The sequence below is a fragment of the Halorarius litoreus genome, assembly GCF_024362405.1.
In the GTDB taxonomy this organism is placed as follows: domain Archaea; phylum Halobacteriota; class Halobacteria; order Halobacteriales; family Haloarculaceae; genus Halorarius; species Halorarius litoreus.
On sequence record NZ_CP101454.1, the window covers coordinates 2055234 to 2071284 of the forward strand.

At 68.7% G+C, this 16051-nt stretch carries 18 protein-coding genes; 12 read left to right on the forward strand and 6 right to left on the reverse strand.

Annotated elements, in window-relative coordinates; all coding sequences use genetic code 11:
* The first annotated feature begins 164 nt into the window (after positions 1-164).
* The 3 genes from NL126_RS10535 to NL126_RS10545 are packed head-to-tail and all read left to right on the forward strand — an operon-like array spanning position 165 to position 4312.
* A complete protein-coding gene (locus tag NL126_RS10535) occupies positions 165-1199 on the forward strand; it encodes a TAXI family TRAP transporter solute-binding subunit (protein ID WP_255194831.1) in 1035 nt (344 codons plus the stop codon).
* 3 nt (positions 1200-1202) lie between these two features.
* Positions 1203-1685, forward strand: coding sequence for a DUF1850 domain-containing protein (locus tag NL126_RS10540; RefSeq protein WP_255194832.1), 483 nt, complete (start codon positions 1203-1205; stop codon positions 1683-1685).
* On the forward strand, positions 1682-4312 hold the full coding sequence (locus NL126_RS10545) for a TRAP transporter permease (RefSeq protein ID WP_255194833.1): 2631 nt from the start codon (positions 1682-1684) through the stop codon (positions 4310-4312). Before NL126_RS10540 ends, NL126_RS10545 begins: the two co-directional genes overlap by 4 nt.
* Here NL126_RS10545 and NL126_RS10550 read toward each other — a convergent pair.
* Both NL126_RS10550 and trpY read right to left on the reverse strand, forming a co-directional pair.
* On the reverse strand, positions 4309-4914 hold the full coding sequence (locus NL126_RS10550) for an IMPACT family protein (RefSeq protein ID WP_255194834.1): 606 nt from the start codon (positions 4912-4914) through the stop codon (positions 4309-4311). The two genes, NL126_RS10545 and NL126_RS10550, sit on opposite strands and share 4 nt — an antisense overlap.
* Positions 4915-5418: a TrpY family transcription regulator gene (trpY, locus tag NL126_RS10555; protein WP_255194835.1), complete on the reverse strand. Its 504-nt coding sequence runs from the start codon at positions 5416-5418 to the stop codon at positions 4915-4917.
* Positions 5419-5674: 256 nt separating this feature from the next.
* Between trpY and NL126_RS10560 the strand changes: the two genes are divergently transcribed.
* The gene (locus tag NL126_RS10560) at positions 5675-6277 is read left to right on the forward strand and encodes a DUF8528 domain-containing protein (protein WP_255194836.1); all 603 of its coding nucleotides are present in this window, start codon (positions 5675-5677) and stop codon (positions 6275-6277) included.
* Positions 6278-6363: 86 nt separating this feature from the next.
* Positions 6364-7767 (forward strand): PAS domain-containing sensor histidine kinase, encoded by a 1404-nt coding sequence (locus NL126_RS10565; protein ID WP_255194837.1) that lies wholly within the window; start codon positions 6364-6366, stop codon positions 7765-7767.
* On the opposite strand, the gene hisB is transcribed toward NL126_RS10565, so the two are convergent.
* Positions 7764-8351 carry an imidazoleglycerol-phosphate dehydratase HisB gene (hisB, locus tag NL126_RS10570; RefSeq protein WP_255194838.1) on the reverse strand — a complete coding sequence of 196 codons (588 nt, stop codon included), beginning with the start codon at positions 8349-8351 and terminating at the stop codon, positions 7764-7766. The two genes, NL126_RS10565 and hisB, sit on opposite strands and share 4 nt — an antisense overlap.
* A gap of 318 nt (positions 8352-8669) precedes the next feature.
* On the opposite strand from hisB, the gene NL126_RS10575 reads away from it, so the two are divergent.
* Positions 8670-9254, forward strand: coding sequence for a hypothetical protein (locus NL126_RS10575; protein ID WP_255194839.1), 585 nt, complete (start codon positions 8670-8672; stop codon positions 9252-9254).
* A gap of 8 nt (positions 9255-9262) precedes the next feature.
* On the opposite strand, the gene NL126_RS10580 is transcribed toward NL126_RS10575, so the two are convergent.
* On the reverse strand, positions 9263-10606 hold the full coding sequence (locus NL126_RS10580; RefSeq protein ID WP_255194840.1) for a tryptophanase: 1344 nt from the start codon (positions 10604-10606) through the stop codon (positions 9263-9265).
* A gap of 178 nt (positions 10607-10784) precedes the next feature.
* On the opposite strand from NL126_RS10580, the gene NL126_RS10585 reads away from it, so the two are divergent.
* Positions 10785-10916 (forward strand): hypothetical protein, encoded by a 132-nt coding sequence (locus tag NL126_RS10585; protein ID WP_255194841.1) that lies wholly within the window; start codon positions 10785-10787, stop codon positions 10914-10916.
* 54 nt (positions 10917-10970) lie between these two features.
* On the forward strand, positions 10971-11102 hold the full coding sequence (locus NL126_RS10590) for a hypothetical protein (protein WP_255194842.1): 132 nt from the start codon (positions 10971-10973) through the stop codon (positions 11100-11102).
* Here the strand turns inward: NL126_RS10590 and hisA are convergent.
* A complete protein-coding gene (hisA, locus tag NL126_RS10595; RefSeq protein ID WP_255194843.1) occupies positions 11096-11818 on the reverse strand; it encodes a 1-(5-phosphoribosyl)-5-[(5-phosphoribosylamino)methylideneamino]imidazole-4-carboxamide isomerase in 723 nt (240 codons plus the stop codon). The two genes, NL126_RS10590 and hisA, sit on opposite strands and share 7 nt — an antisense overlap.
* 103 nt (positions 11819-11921) lie before the next feature.
* On the opposite strand from hisA, the gene NL126_RS10600 reads away from it, so the two are divergent.
* The 3 genes from NL126_RS10600 (at position 11922) to NL126_RS10610 (ending at position 13961) form a co-directional block, all read left to right on the forward strand.
* Complete coding sequence (locus NL126_RS10600; RefSeq protein WP_255194844.1) at positions 11922-13046, forward strand: inorganic phosphate transporter; 1125 nt, start codon at positions 11922-11924, stop codon at positions 13044-13046.
* A gap of 126 nt (positions 13047-13172) precedes the next feature.
* Positions 13173-13562 (forward strand): ferredoxin Fer, encoded by a 390-nt coding sequence (fer, locus tag NL126_RS10605; protein WP_255194845.1) that lies wholly within the window; start codon positions 13173-13175, stop codon positions 13560-13562.
* Between the two features lie 99 nt (positions 13563-13661).
* Positions 13662-13961 (forward strand): hypothetical protein, encoded by a 300-nt coding sequence (locus tag NL126_RS10610; protein ID WP_255194846.1) that lies wholly within the window; start codon positions 13662-13664, stop codon positions 13959-13961.
* Here the strand turns inward: NL126_RS10610 and NL126_RS10615 are convergent.
* Positions 13958-14524, reverse strand: a complete 567-nt coding sequence (locus tag NL126_RS10615) for a cysteine hydrolase family protein (protein WP_255194847.1) — start codon at positions 14522-14524, stop codon at positions 13958-13960. The two genes, NL126_RS10610 and NL126_RS10615, sit on opposite strands and share 4 nt — an antisense overlap.
* A gap of 489 nt (positions 14525-15013) precedes the next feature.
* On the opposite strand from NL126_RS10615, the gene NL126_RS10620 reads away from it, so the two are divergent.
* Positions 15014-16024 (forward strand): prepilin peptidase, encoded by a 1011-nt coding sequence (locus NL126_RS10620; protein WP_255198835.1) that lies wholly within the window; start codon positions 15014-15016, stop codon positions 16022-16024.
* Positions 16025-16051 lie beyond the last annotated feature (27 nt).

Here is a 16051-nt window from a genome sequence, read left to right on the forward strand (position 1 = left end):
CAACTGTGAATAGTTTTCGACAGCTTCGATGACACCACCGAACCGATAGTCGAAAACTACCTCAGTAGTCCTCATCTACTCAAATATCCAATAGTTTCTGAATCGGGATAGTTCGTGTAACAACATCCACACCGTTTATGACTGGTGGTTCCCATGGAGTATGTATGGCACACGAGAGTCCACTCGACCGCAGAACGTTTCTCGCAACCAGTGGCGTGGCCGGTATCGCCGCACTCGCCGGCTGTACAGGCACCGGCGGTGATGGTGGCGATGGTGGCGATGGCGGCGACGGCGGTGACGGTGGCTCCGGCGACGGCGACGGTGGCTCCGGCGACGGCGGCAGCGGTGAGACCCGCCTGTCGTGGCACGCTGGTGGGACCGGTGGGACGTACTTCCCGCTCTCGAACGAGTTCAAGCAGGTCATCGAGTCGAACACGAGCTTCAAGATTCAGGTCCAGTCGACCGGCGCGTCCGTCGAGAACGTCGGCTCGCTGGCTAGCGGGGACGCGGACTTCGCGCTCATCCAGAACGACGTCGCCTACTTCGCGAAGAACGGCACCGGCATCGACGCGTTCAAAGACAACGCCGTAGAGAACCTCCGCGGCGTCGCCACGCTGTACCCGGAGACCATCACCATCGTCACCCTCGCCAGCACGGGCATCAGCGAGCCCGCTGACCTCGAGGGCAAGACCATCAACACCGGTGACCTCGGCTCCGGAACGCAGGTCAACGCCGTCCAGATCCTGGAGGCGCTCGGCATCAGCGACTACACCGAGCAGAACGCCGGGTTCTCGACCGCCGCGGACCAGCTGAAGAACGGCGACATCGACGCGGCGTTCGTCGTCGGCGGCTGGCCGGTCGGCGCGATTTCCGACCTCGCGACCACGAACGACGTCGAGATCGTCTCCATCACGGGCGACGACCGACAGGCCGTCCTCGACGCCGCGCCGTTCTATGCCGAGGACACCATCCCCGGTGGCACGTACAACGGCATCCCCGAGGACCGCGAGACGGTCTCCGTCCAGGCGATGATCGCGACCCGTGCCGAACTCGCGGCCGACACCGTCGAGCAGGTCACCGCCGCGATCTTCGACAACCTCGGCGACCTGACGATCAAGACGCAGTTCATCACCAAGGAGAGCGCACAGGACGGGATGTCCATCGACCTCCACGAAGGCGCCTCCGCATACTTCGGCTAGCGGATGGACGCGCGCCGTCTCGTCGTCGTCGCGCTCGTCGTCGTGGCGGGCAGTGCCGGCTTCGTGGCGGCCCAACCCGATCGCGTACTCGTCGTCGAGGACGCCGACACCGGCGATAGACTGTTGACCGTGCCCGTCGAGGACGGTTCCACGGTGACGCTCACGTACACCCACAGCGTCGAGAAGACCCCCGTCGAGGACGTCTACACCGTCGACGGCACCCGACTCGACAACTCGCTGATGCGCTTCGAGTCGTACGGCTGGGGGCTGCCGGCCCGTGAGGACGTCCGGCTTGAGGACGGCTGGTTCGTCTTCGATCCCGACCGGACGTACGACGAGTTCTACGTGAAGCCCGGTCGCATCGCCGGGCACACCCTGACCGTCGACGGCGAGACGTACGACCTCGTCGAGCTCTCGAACGCGAGTTCGGTCCGTATCGCCGTCGAACGCCGGTCCCCCCTCCCTGCCTTCCAGGTTTCATCATGAGTACACGCGACGACCAACCGAACGACCCCATCGACCCGACCGAGGATCCGGACGTACTGACCGAAGAGGAGCAGGAGGAACTCCTCAAGGAGCTCGAACGCAAGCGGTCGCTCTCGGGAGCGGCGGCCATCGTCGTCTCGCTCATCGCCATCGCCTTCTCGCTGTATCAGGTGTGGCTCGCTGCCCGCGGCTTCGAGTTCGTCTTCACGCTGCCGCTCGTGGGCGAGGTCGAACTCGCCGCGCTCCAGCAGCTCCAGGTGAACGCGATTCACGTCGTGTTCGCACTCGTGGTCGCGTTCGCGCTGTTCCCACCGTCGACCGGCCAGGGGTTCGTCTCCCGCCGGCTCGCGAAGATCGTTCCCGGTGCCCGCGCGCGATTCGGTGACGACTCACCCGTCACGCGCGTGCTCGCCGCGCTCGCCGGTGCCGTCCGCTGGTTCGCCGGCGACGCCGACATGAACCGGGTGACGCCCGTCGACTTCGTGTTCATCGCCTTCGCGCTCTCGGCGGCGTACTACTACATGACGGAGTTCGACGAGATCCTCCGGATGCGTGCGCTCGGCCTCGACGCGGGGCGCACGGTGGGCGAGATATACACGTTCCTCGCGCCGCTGAACAGCGTCCCCATCCTCGGGGAGTCGTCGTGGGCGTACCTGCTCGCCATCGGCGTCGCACTCCTCGTGCTCGATGCGACCCGTCGGGTCCTCGGGTTCTACCTGATGGTCATCGTCGGCTCGTTCATCGTCTACGCGAAGTACGCGTTCCTCATCCCCCTCGACGCCCCGTTCATCTCGGTGCTGTCGACGACCGAGGCGTCGTGGGCGACCATCGCGCGGAACCTCTGGTACACCGACCAGGGGATTCTGGGCGTGCCGGTGCTGGTGTCGGTGCAGTTCATCTACATCTTCATCCTGTTCGGCGCGTTCCTCGAGATGTCGGGCGCGGGCCAGTGGCTCATCGACCTCGCGTACGCCGCGACCGGGCGCCGGAAGGGCGGCCCCGCGAAGGCGTCGATTCTCGCCTCCGGGTTCATGGGGACGATCTCGGGCTCCTCCATCGCGAACACCGTCACGACGGGGGCGTTCACCATCCCGCTGATGAAGAAGTCCGGCTACCGGGCGTCGTTCGCGGGCGCGGTCGAGGCCTCTGCGTCCTCTGGCGGGCAGATTCTCCCGCCCGTCATGGGCGCGGCGGCGTTCCTCATCGTCGAGTACACGCTGACGCCGTACGCGGACGTGATTCTCGCGGCGGCCATCCCGGCCATCGTCTTCTTCTTCGGCGTCTGGGTGATGGTGCACCTGGAGGCGTCGCGACTCGGTATCGGTGGCGTCGAGGGCGTCGAGCTCGTGAACATGCGTAAACACCTGACCCGCGGCTGGTTCTACTTCGCGCCCATCGGCCTGTTGCTGTACTTCCTCATCATCGAGCGCCTGTCCGTGGCGCGCTCGGCGTGGTTCACCATCCTCGCCATCATGGCGCTCATCGCGTTCGTCGCCGCCTACAGCAAGGAGACCCGCATCCCGCTCGTCGGCGCCATTGCGGTGTTCGCGGCCATCCGTGCGGGACTCGCCTCGATGAATGGCGAACCCATCGTCGCCACCGTCCTCGGTGGCCTCGGCTGGATCATGATCGGCGGCTCGCTCGCCGTCCTGCTCGCCCGGCCCGGCACCGACCCCGACCTGCTCGACTACAACGACGACGTGAACGATGCCGCCGAGACGGGCGCCGGGCTGTTCGGCCGCCCCTCGCTGGCGGGGCGGGCGGCGTTCCGCTACCTGACGTTCATCGTCAAGTCGCTCGACAACGGCGCACGGACCGCGACCACCGTGGTCATCGCGGTCGCCGCCGCCGGCATCATCCCCGGCGTCATCGCGACGACCGGGCTGGGGCCGAACCTCACGTCGCTCATCCTGAGTCTCGCAGGCGGGTCGCTCGTCGTCCTCCTGCTCATCACGGCGGTGTCGTGTATCATCCTCGGGATGGGGATGCCGACGACGGTCACCTACATCATCCTCGTCTCGCTGCTCGGCCCGGCTATCGCCGAGTTCGGGATTCCGATTCTCGCGGCGCACCTGTTCATCCTCTACTTCGGTGTCATCGCCGACATCACGCCGCCCGTCGCGGTCGCGGCGTACGCGGCCTCGGGGGTCGCGAAGTCCGACCCGTTCGAGACCGGCGTCGAGGCGTTTAGCCTGTCGCTGAACAAGGCCATCGTGCCGTTCGCGTTCGTCCTCTCGCCCGGCATCCTCCTGATTCGGGGTGTCGGGACGGGTGAGGAGGTCCACGTCCTCAACGCGGCCGACATCGCCGACCTCGGGTTCTTCATCCCCGAGGTGGTCATCCCGGTCATCGGGGTGTTCGTCGGCGTCGTCGCGCTCGCCGCGACGGTCATCGGGTACCTCTACACGGACGTCTCGCGGGCCGAGCGGCTCGGATTCGCGGTGTCGGCGCTCCTGCTCATGGCGCCCGGCATGATTCTCGGTCCCCTCTCTGGTATCGTCGGGACGGGCATCGCCATCGATCTCGGCACCCGACTGCTCGGCGGCGCGCTGTTCGCCGCGCTCGTGCTGGCGAACCGGCGCGGCGCGAGCCCGAAGCGCACCGAGGGCGAGGGCGCAGCGGCCTAGAACTCTAGCTCCGCGCGCCCACTCGTCGCACTCCTGATTCTGTCGCGCAGGCCACTCGCCTCGGCGACGGGCACGCGCACCGCGAACGTGACGCGTTCGTCGTAGTCGGCGTCGAACTCGACGCCCGTCGATTCGAGCAGTCCCCGGACGGTCCCTGAGTCGTCGTAGTCGACGGTGATGCCGAGCCGTTCGTGGGGGACCTCCTCGACGACTCCTGCGGCGTCGACGGCGTCCTTCACGGCCTGTCCGTACGCGCGGACCAGCCCGCCGACGCCGAGGTTCGTCCCGCCGTAGTAGCGCGTGACGACGACGGCGGCGTTCTCGAGTGACTGGCCCTGCAGCACGTTGAGGGCGGGCTTGCCGGCGCTCCCAGAGGGCTCGCCGTCGTCGCTCGAATATTCGCGGAACGGCGAGGCACGGACGCGGTACGCGGGGACGTTGTGGGTCGCGTCGGCGTACTCGGCTTCGATCTCTTGGATGAACGCCTCGGCCGCCTCGACGGTCTCGACGGGCCGGGCGTGGCCGATGAACTCGGAGCCCTGTACCGTGAACTCCGCCCGGGCGGGGCCAGCCAGCGTGCGATACGGCTCGGTGTCGGGCATCTACTCGAGTTCGACCTTCCGGACGAACTCGAGGCTCGTGAGCTGGTTCAGCAGGTCGCCGGGGAGCGGTTCGTCCGTGATGATGTGCAGTTTGGGCTCGTCGGTGAACTCGGGGTCCTCGCTGATGGTCTGGCGGATGGAGATTCCGTGGTTCGCGATGAGCGTCGTCACCTTCGCGACGATGCCGGGTTCGTCCGCGGCGGCGACGTGGACGGTGAGAACGGTCAAATCGAGCACCGGCGCGAGGTCCATCAGCGATGGGATGGAGGAGATGTTCCGGAAGATCTGCTCCAGTTCGGGGTCCGCGAGGATGGCGTCGGTCGTCGCGTCGACCACCCGGCGGTCGACTCCCACCTCGCGGGCGATGCCGGTGTTCGGAATCTCGATGCCGCCGGAGACCACCCGTCCGGCCTCGTTGACCGAGAAGCCGCGTTCGAGCAGCAGCCTGACGACCTCCCGCTGCCCGGGGGAGTCGGCGAACTTCCCCATGATTTCGTCGAACATGCCTGCGTGGTGGCGGCCCGGGGTTTTGGTGTTTCCGGGCGAGGTGTTGTTTCTCGCTCGTGGGGTGCGACACGCAGGACGGACGACACCTCGAACGCCCCCGTTCGCTCCGGTCGCGCAGCCAGTCGAACCGTCGAGCGCGTCGGGGCGTTCGAGGTGGTGCTCTCGGCCGCTCTGTCCCATGCTGAGTCCCCCACACCACCTCCACGTCCTGCTAGCCGATGGCGTTTTCACGGAGCCTGTTCATCCACGTTGCATGCGCCAGCTCTCCGGTTGCGACTTCTGTGGCGGCACCGCCAGCGGCACGTTCGAGGTCCTCCCCGCCGAGTACGACCCCGAGGGGAAGGGGAAGCGGATGCTGCTGTGTGACCACTGCCGTGACGCGCTCTCGTCCATCCTCGACCCGCTGCTCGACGCCAAGGCCGAGGCCGGGGGCCGTAACCTCGGGGGCGACGTGGAGCCGGACATCTCGCCGGTTTCCGACGAACGCGAGGACACGGCCGACGAGAGCGACGACTCCATCGACGCGGACGCCGAATCGTCGGGTGCGCCCGGCGACCACCTCGAAGCGAACGGGGGCACCGAGAGCGAGTCGGCCGACCAGCCGGCTGCCGACGACGAATCGACCGGCTCCCAGATGGCCGCGACCGGTGCGGGCGCCTCCTCGCGGGTACCGAAGGGCTACCGGAAGGTGCTGCGCTTCCTGGAGAACCGCGAGATGCCGATGGACCGGCAGGAGGCCATCGAGATGACCGCGGGCGCGTACGGCATGGACGAGTCGGCGGTCGACGCGGCCATCGACCACGCCGTGAGCCACGGGCGGCTGAAGTCCTACGACGGCGAGATTCGGCGGGCCTGAGCCTGATTGGCCGTCGCAACCGCCGGATACGGCGGCCGATACGGCCCGCAGTTTCTTCTATCGTGAGTCGTACGTCCGACTGACCGATGGCCGCGCCGCACGAGTATCCGGGGCTGCTCGACCACGCGCAGGACCTCTTTCTGGTGCTGGCGGCCGACGGCGAAATCCAGTACGCGAACGCCGCCACGGAGCGCATCCTCGGCTACCCGCCGCGGGCGCTGGTCGGGCAGGACGCGTTCGCGTTCGTCCACCCCGAGGACCGCGCGGCGACCCGCGAGACGTTCGACCGGCTCGTGGCAAGCGACGGGGCGGTCGACGAGGTGGAGTACCGCACGCTCGCGGCCGACGGCTCGTGGGTCTGGCTCCAGAGCCGGATGGAGGGGGTGACGAGCCCCGACCTCGACGGCTACGTCGTCAGCGCTCGCGACGTGGCCGACCGGAAACACGCCGAGGCCGAGCGGGAAGCGAGCCGGGCGCAACTCCAGGAGATCGCCGAGCAGGCGAACGACGTGCTGTGGATGTTCTCCGCCGACTGGGCCGAACTGCTGTTCGTGAACCCCGCCTACGAAGAGATCTGGGGGCAGTCGGTGGCCGACCTCCGCGAGGACCCGACCTCGTTCCTCGACGGCGTTCACCCCGACGACCGCGAGCAGGTCGTCGCGGAGATGGCCCGGCTCTCGGCGGGCGAGGAGGTGAGCGTCGAGTACCGGGTGAACCCCGACCGGGAGTTCCGGCGCTGGGTGCAGGTCGAGGGGGTCCCCGTGTTCGAAGACGGTGAGGTGGCACGAATCGTCGGCTACGCCCGCGACGTGACCGACCGCCGCCGCCGCGAACGCCAGTTGCGGGTGATGGACCGGCTGCTCCGGCACAACCTCAACAACGACATGAACGTCATCCTCGGGCACGCCGAGCTGGCACAGGAGGCGACGAGGGCCGACCTCCAGGGGCACCTCGACACCATCGTTCGCACCGGCGAGTCGCTGCTGGCGACCGCCGCCAAGGAGCGAGACATCGTCGACGTGCTCGTCGAGCCGCTGGCGCGCACCCCGGTGGCGGTGGCGCCCCTCGTCCGCGAAGCCGTCGCGGCGGCACGCGAGAGCCATCCGGCCGCGACGGTCGAACTGTCGTGTCCGGACGACGTGGGCGTGACCGTTCCGGCGCTCCGGCTCGCGTTCGACGAACTCGTCGAGAACGCGATCGCGCACACACCCGGGCCGGCACCGACCGTGCGGGTGGTCGTCGACTGCTCGCCGACGCACGTCGACATCGCGGTCCACGACGACGGCCCACCGATTCCGACGAACGAGTACCGGCCGCTGTTCGACGACGAGTTCCGCGCCAGCTACCACGGGACGGGACTGGGGCTCACGCTCGCCTGCTGGGTGGTCGACCTCGCGGACGGCGACATCGCGTTCGAGCGGGCCGACGGCGGCAACCGGGTCGTCGTCACGCTCCCACGCGACGAGTCGGCGGCGGTGCTCGGTGACTAAAGTTCGCCCTTCGTGCTCGGGGTGTCGGAGCGCCGGTCGTCGACGCGGGTGGCGTCGTCGAGCGCCCGCGTCAGGCACTTGAACAGCGCCTCGATCTCGTGGTGGGCGTTGCGACCCTCGACCGACGCGTGGAGCGTCACGTCGGCGTGCATCGCGAACGACTCACAGAAGTGGCGGGCCATGTCGCTCGTGAACTCTCCCACCGACGGCTGTGAGAACTCGCCGTCCCACTCGAAGTAGGGGCGACCCGAGATGTCGAGGACCACGCTCGCGACGGCTTCGTCGAGCGGCACCTTCCGGTCGGCGTAGCGCGTGATGGCTCGCTTGTCGCCGAGCGCCTCGGCGAAGGCGTCGCCGAGCGTGATGCCCACGTCCTCGACGGTGTGGTGGTCGTCGATGGCGAGGTCGCCGTCACAGCGCACCGTCAGATCGAACAGCCCGTGTTTGGCGAACGCTTCGAGCATGTGGTCGAAGAAGCCGACGCCCGTCTCGATGGTCGCGTCGCCGTCGCCGTCGATGTCCAGGACGACTTCGATGTCCGTCTCCGCCGTCTCGCGCGTGACGGCGGCGCTTCGGTCGCTCATACCTGCTCCTATCGGGGCTCGCACAAGCCCGTTTCGGGCGCGTGGGGTCGCGTCACGCGCCACCGGTCACAAGCTACTCGACCCGCCCGGGTATGTAGCCGGTATGGTCTCGCTCGCCCTCCCCGAGTCTCGTGGTCGGCAGGCGGCGCTCGCCGTCGCTATCGGGCTCCTGCTCGTCGTCGGCCTCCAGCTCGCTGACCCCGGCGGTCTCCCGGCCGACACCTCCCCCGAGAGTCTCGACGGGCTGGCGGCCGACCTCGCCGAGGCGATGGCCGCGAGCGAACGCACGAACCACGTCCAGCGGGAGGTCCGCGAGTCGTGGAACGCGACGACTGGCTCGTGGGAGGCGACGGGGGTGGGTACGCCCGACTCGCCTACGAGCCTGCGGACCGCGAACTGGTCACGGCAGGGTTCGAGAAGCGGCCGCTCGGGCCGGACCCACGGTGGATAAGCTACACCACCGAGGACGCCCAGTGGACGCGGCTCACCGCCGACGGGAACTGGGAACTCCGACGGGCGGGCACGACGTACGCGGACGTGACGCCGTTCGAACGTGGGGCCCTCGCCGACGCGACGGTGACGCGGCACGCGTTCGAGAACGGCACCATCGAGTACGACCTGCACAACGACACCGGTGCCATCACGACCGTCGTGGGCGAGCCGTTCACCGACCACGGCGACCCACGCGTGACGGTCTGGGTCGACACCGAGACGGGGCTGGTCGAGCGGGCTCGCATCGTCCGACCGGCACCCGCCGACGGCGGCCCCGCTCCCGTTCGACTGACGATGTACTACGAGGCGTACGGCGAGACCGACGTCGAGCGGCCCGACGGCGTCTCGCGGTTCAGTGGGGGGTTCCTGCTCCGCGACCTTCTGCGCGGTCCGCTGTTCACGGTCGACTGACTGACGCCCTATGCCACCGGCTCCAGCTCGGCCGAGAAGTGCCGAAGCTCCTTCATCGGCGGCTCCCACACCACGTCCAGCCCGACGTACTCCTCGCGCTGCTCTCGCACTGTCGCGGCGGTCTCCGCGACGTGTTCGAGGTGCTCACGCCAGTACGTCCGCCGTGGGAGCGCGAGCCGAACGAACTCCGGGCGGTCGGTGTCGGGGAACGCAAACGAGCCGAGTTCGACGGTGCGCACGCCGCCCTCACGATAGAGTTCGCAGACGAGCCGCTGGCCCGGGTACTCCCCCGTGGGGATGTGCGGGAACAGTTCGGCGGCGTCGATGTAGACTGCGTGCCCGCCGGTCGGCGTGACGATGGGAATCCCCTCGTCTTCGAGGAGGGTGCCGAGGGTGGCGACCTGTTCGATGCGCTCCTGGACGTAGGGTGGTTCGACCGCCTCGCGGAGGCCGACGGCCATCGCCTCCAGATCCCTGCCTGCCAGCCCGCCGTAGGTGGGGAAGCCCTCGTAGAGGATGGCTCGCTGCTTGCAGCGCTCGAACAGCTCGGGGTCGCGCATCGCGGTGAACCCGCCGATGTTCGCGAGCGCGTCCTTCTTCCCGCTCATGGTGATGGCCTCGGCGTACGAGAGCTGTTCGCGGGCGACCTCGGCGAGCGGGGTGTCCGCGAACTCGGGGTCGCGCTGGGTGATGAAGTGGGCGTTCTCGGCGAACCGGCAGGCGTCGATGACGAAGGTGGCGCCGATCTCCTCGGCGAACGCCGCGGTCTCGCGGACGTTCTGCATCGACACCGGCTGGCCCGCCGCGGAGTTGTTCGTGATGGTCAACACGACGACCGGGATGGACGCCGCACCGTACGCCTCGACGGCCTCCCAGCCGCGCTCGAGAGAGAAGTTGCCGGCGAAGTCGCCGGAGTCGCCCGCGGACCACGGCGCCTCGACGGGGCAGTCGACGGCCTCGGCACCCTGGTTGACGACGTGTGCCCGGGTCGTGTCGAAGTGGGTGTTGTTGAGGACGACGTCGCCCGCCTCGAGCATCGCCCCGAACAGGACGTTCTCGGCGCCGCGGCCCTGGTGGGTGGGAACGACGTGATCGAACCCCATCACGTCCGACACCGACTGCTGGAACCGTCGGAAGGAGCGCGAGCCGGCGTACGCCTCGTCGCCCTGAATCATCCCGGCCCACTGCTCCTGGCTCATCGTGCCGGTGCCGGAGTCGGTGAGCAGGTCGATGTAGACGTCGTCGGACGAGAGATTGAACACGTTGTAGCCGGCGTCGTCGAGCGCCGCCTCCCGCCGGTCACGTGGCGGGAGCCGAATCGGCTCGACGGACTTGGCCTTGTACGAGCGCATAGCGGTTCCTGCGCCCCGAGCGCCTTAGTTCCGTGCCGACAGGCCCGTACACGAACGTCCGAAGCTGTCCGTCGGAACCCGGACCAGCACAGCGATACCCACCGGCCAGCACCGTCACGCGCGCGGCATGCGAGCGTCTGCCACGGGTTTATGCTCCCCGTGTGTGAACACGGGGGCCATGAGCGCCCGAGACGCACTCCCGACCGGCCTCGCGCTCGGCGCCGGCCACCTCCCGAACGTCGACCTTCCGCGACTGCTCGGTGCCGTGGTGACGCTCGGCGTCCTGCTGTATCTCGGCCGCAACCGGTAGCTATCTCGAAGTGAACCGGGGTTTTATTGGCAAGTAGTTGTAACGCTGGCTCCGATGGGAGGGAGCTACGGCCTCGGGCCACTCGTGGCGCGGCTCGCGGAGACGGCGTTCGCGCTCTCTGCGACCGCGCCGGGGACGGCGGCGGCCGTCGGGCTCTGCTGTGCGTTGCTGGTTCGGTACTACTGAACCGCCGCCATCGCCTCTCGGAGGGTGAACCGCCCCTCGTACAGCGCCGTCCCGACGACGACGGCCGCTGCACCCGCGTCCGCGAGCGCCCGCACGTCGTCGAGCGTCGCCACGCCCCCGGAGGCGACGACCGGGATGTCGACGGCGTCGACAAGTCGCTCGACCGGTGCCCTTCGCACGCCCTCGAGCTGGCCTTCCACGTCGACGTCGGTGAACAGAATCGCGCCAGCCCCCAGCTCCTCGTAGCGGACAGCGGCCTCTGCGGGGTCGAGCCCCGTTCCCTCGGTCCACCCCGAGACGACGACTTCGCCACCCTTGGCGTCGAGGCTCACCATCACGCTCCCCGGATACTCGGCCGAGATGTCGGCGACGATGTCGGGGGTCTCCACGGCGGCGGTCCCGAGGATGACGCGGTCGAGCCCGCGGTCGAGGAGGTCGACGGCGTCCGCGGCGGTGCGGATGCCCCCACCCAGCTGGAGGTCGACGTCGACGGCCTCGACGATGGCTTCGACCGCCGGCGCGTTCGCCCGCTCACCCTCGAACGCGCCGTCGAGGTCGACGAGGTGGAGCGTGTCCGCGCCCGCCTCGACCCATCGTTCGGCGGCCTCGACGGGGTCGCCGTACTGTTTGCCGGTGCCGCGTTCCCCGCCGACGAGCTGGACCACCTGCCCGTCCTGCATGTCGACCGCAGGGACGACCGCGAACTGCTCGAACATGCCCGCGAGTTCGCGTCCCTGGGGGTAAAACCGTCGGATGTGGCAGGGGTCACGCGGTCGGCGGGGGCACCGCTTATCTGGACCCGCCTCGAACCAGAGCCAAATGCTGTCGTGGTTGCTCGTCGTCGGAATCGGAGTGGCCGCCTTCGTCGGGTTCAACATCGGCGGCTCCTCGACGGGGGTGGCGTTCGGTCCTGCGGTGGGGAGCGGGACGGTCAAGAAGACTGCGGCCGCCGGCCTGATGACGGGGTTCGCGCTGCTCGGGGGGTGGACGGTCGGCCGCAACGTCGTCGAGACGATGGGTGGCGAGATCGTTCCGGCGTCGTACTTCACGCTGACCGCGAGCGTCGCCATCCTCTTCTTCATCGGCTTCGCGCTGCTCATCTCGAACCTGTTCGGCGTCCCCGCGTCCACGTCGATGACTGCGGTGGGCGCCATCGCCGGCCTCGGGGTCGCCCGCGCCGCGCTCGACTGGGAGGTGATGGGTCGCATCGTCTCGTGGTGGCTCGTCGCGCCCATCATCGCGTTCTGGGTGTGTGCGGTCATCGGCCGCTACCTCTTCCCCTATCTCGACGCCTGGTTCGAGCTCGACGAGGCGACCGGCACGAAGGCCCTCGTGACGAAGCTGCTCGTCGTCGGCATCGGCTGTTACATGGCGTTCTCCGCGGGCGCGTCGAACGTCGCCAACGCCGTCGCCCCGCTGGTGGGCTCGGGCGCCATCTCCATCGACGCCGGCGTCCTCCTCGCGGGCGGTGCTATCGGTCTGGGCGCGTTCACCATCGCCCGACGCACCCTCGATACGGTCGGCAACGACCTCACTGACCTCCCGCTCCTGGCGGCGCTCATCGTCGAGGTGGTGTCGGCGAGCCTCATCACGTTCCTCTCGCAGATCGGGATTCCCGCGTCGCTCGCGGTGTCGGCCACCATGTGTATCGTCGGGCTCGGATGGGGGCGAGCGAGCCGGACGACTCGGCTCTCGGACGCCGCGAGCGCCGCGATGCGTGGCGACCCCGCCCCCGACGAGGCGGGCGCCGACTCGGTCTCAGCGGACGGCCGCGGGTCGGGCGACGGACCGACGGTCCCGAAGATCGGCGACGAGGACCCTGACGACGTCTCCGCGCGCGACCTGTTCGACCCCTCGACCACGGGCCGGGTCATCGTCCTCTGGATTCTCACCCCGACCATCTCGGCCGTCGCCTCGTACCTGGTGTTCCGGTTCGCGCTGTGAACCACGGTCGCCGCCGTGAGACCGGCCGAATCCGCGGAAATCCGGCGTATCGTTACCGGTTTTTCATTGGATAGCGGCCCACGAAAGGGCACCCTTTAACAGGGCGGGGGGCGTACTCCCGCGGTGATGCCCACGGTAGAATACCTCAACTACGAAGTGCTGGACGACCACGGCTGGTCGATGGACGACGACGACCTGTTCGACAACGCGGCGGACGCCGGCCTCGGCGACGAGGACTACGGCTCGCTGGACGTCAACGAGGGCGAGTACATCCTCGAGGCCGCCGAGGCCCAGGGCTACGACTGGCCCTTCTCCTGCCGTGCGGGCGCCTGTGCGAACTGCGCGGCCATCGTCACGGAGGGTGACATCGACATGGACATGCAGCAGATCCTCTCCGACGAGGAGGTCGAAGAGAAGAACGTGCGGCTGACCTGCATCGGTTCGCCGGCGGCCGACACGGTCCAGATCGTCTACAACGCGAAGCACCTCGACTACCTGCAGAACCGCGTCATCTAACGCGGCTCGACTTCTCCCCCGCTTTTCCGACCCGAGCCACGCGTCCCGTCATCCAGGATTGGCAGCGGTGGCTATGCACACGGACGTCGTAGCTACCACATGGCATCGAGAACCAGCACTCCGGGCGCTGTGACCAGTCGCTACCCGGTCGGCACCGGCTGGCTCGCGGGATTCACTGCCGGCCTCTTCGTCGGTATCGCCGCGTGGCTGGTGTCGGGTGAGGTTACTGTCGGGCTCGTCCTGTTCGTGGCGACGGGCACTGCACTCGGCGTCGCGGTCGAACAGACCCTTGACGGCCGGGCGCTCACGCCGCGTGAACGGCGCATCGTCCGGCTCGCACTCGTCGCGGGTATCGTCGCCGGTGCGGCCACCGTCGGATACATCCTCCTGTTCGCCTAACGCTCGCTGGATTCGACAGTCGCCAGCAACTCGTCGCTCGTCACGACCGTCGCGAACTCGCCCGACAGCTGGGCGAGCGCTGCCCGGTGGTTCTCGTCGGCCGACAGCGTCGCGCCGTCGAACGCCCGGGCGAACGTCGCCGTCGCGTCCCGAACCACGAACGTCTCGAACCCTAGGTTTTCCGCCATCCGCGTCGTCGTCGACACGCAGTGGTCGGTGGTGAGTCCGCAGACCACGACGGTCTCGACGCCCGCGGCGCGCAGTCGCTCCTCTAAATCTGTCCCGATGAACCCGCTGTTGACCCGCTTGCGAATCATGGGTTCACCCTCCTGGGGCTCGGCCTCGGGCTTGGGGGCGAACCCGGGGCGGTCTCCGCGCAGGGGCGAGTCCGATTCGGTGGAGTCGTGGTGGACGTGGAACAGCGGCCACCCGGCCTCGCGCCATGCCGCGAGCAAGTCCGCCACGCAGGCTTCGGCGTCGGGGTTGTTGCGCTCGCCCCACGCCGGGTCGTCGAACCCCTGCTGGACGTCGACGACGAGGAGGGCCGCGCGGTCGGAAAGCATGGCTAGCCTCTGTGCGCCAGAGAGGAAAACGACTGCGATGAGCCGGTTAGTGCTGCGGCAACGACCGGGGCGACGGAACTGATACCACCTCGAAAGCCCCCGGTCGCCCGACTACTCGCCTCGCTGTGCGCCTCGGGGTTCGCTCTCGTCCGTTCGCTCACTACCTGCGGTGCTTGCGTCGGCTCCCAACGCCGAGCGACCGGCCCCTTTCAGTCCCTGCCACGCCGCTTGACTGGTCAGTCGGTGCGGGTGGGACTGAAAGGGGCGACGCGCTCGTTAGCCGAGACGACGCAAGCACCGCAGGCCGAAGGCTGAGGAGCGCAGCGAGTCACAGGCAACGAGCGCGTCGGGGCTTTCGAGGTGTCGTTACCTACTCCGAGGCTGTGGCTGTGCACGACGATGGGGTCGCGCACAGTTCCTAGCGACCGAAACCTCTTGTAGGGGCGCGCGGCCAGTAGGGGTGTGCAACCCCTGTCGGCCGTCGGGACGCTGCTCGCGAGCCCGCCGACGGACCTGCTTCGCCTGCTCGTCGTCCCCATCTTCGGGTGGGCGGCGGCCCGCGACATCGCCACCCGCCGGGTGCCGAACCAGACGTGGCTGCCGCTCGTCGTCCTCGGCGTGCTCCTGCTGGCCGTCGACGTGGTCGCCGTCCTCGGTGCCGACCCGTTCCGCCAGCGGCTGTTCGTCATCCATCTCGTCGTCAGTCTGGGGCTCGTCGCGCCGCTCGGCTACGTGTTCTGGCGGCTCGGTGGGTTCGGCGGCGCGGACGCGAAGGCCGTGATGGTGCTCGCGCTGCTGTTCCCGGAGTTCCCGCGCTACTTCCTGCCGGGTGAGGTGCTGCCGCTCGTCCAGCCACCGCTCGGGGTGTTCTCGCTGACCATCCTCTCGAACACGGTGCTGTTGGGGCTCGGGTACCCGCTCGTGCTCGCCGCCCGGAACGCCGCCCGGGGCCACCGGTCGCTCGTGATGTTCGTCGGGAAATCCGTTCCCGTCTCCGCACTCTCCACGGCGTACGGAAGCCTGCTGGAGACCCCGGCGGGGTTCACCCGCAACGGTCTCGACCTTGACGCGCTCCGGATGTATCTCCGGTGGCGGGGGCTGACGCTCTCGGAACTTCGTGGCGACCCAGACACGTACCGCGACCCTGCCTCGTTGCCCCCCGAGGACGAACGCGCCGACCCCGGTGACGGCGCGCTCGCGGACGGAATGCCCATCGCGGACGGTGGGTCGGTGGCCCCCGGCACCGGGGCGGACGCCCCGGCGGCCGATCCGGTCGACGAGTGGGGGGCGGCGACGTTCCTCGCGAGCATCGAGGGCGACGCCTACGGCACCACGCCAGAGAAGCTCCGCGGCGGGCTCGAAGTCATCTCCCACGAGGAGGAGGTGTGGCTCACGCCCGGTATGCCGTTCATCGTCCCGATGTTCGTGGGGCTAGTCGTCGCGCTCGGCTTCGGCGACCTGCTGTACGCCGTCCTGCAGGTCGCCGGACTCGTCCCCTGACCCGACAGAAGGCCTATCCGCGCCCCG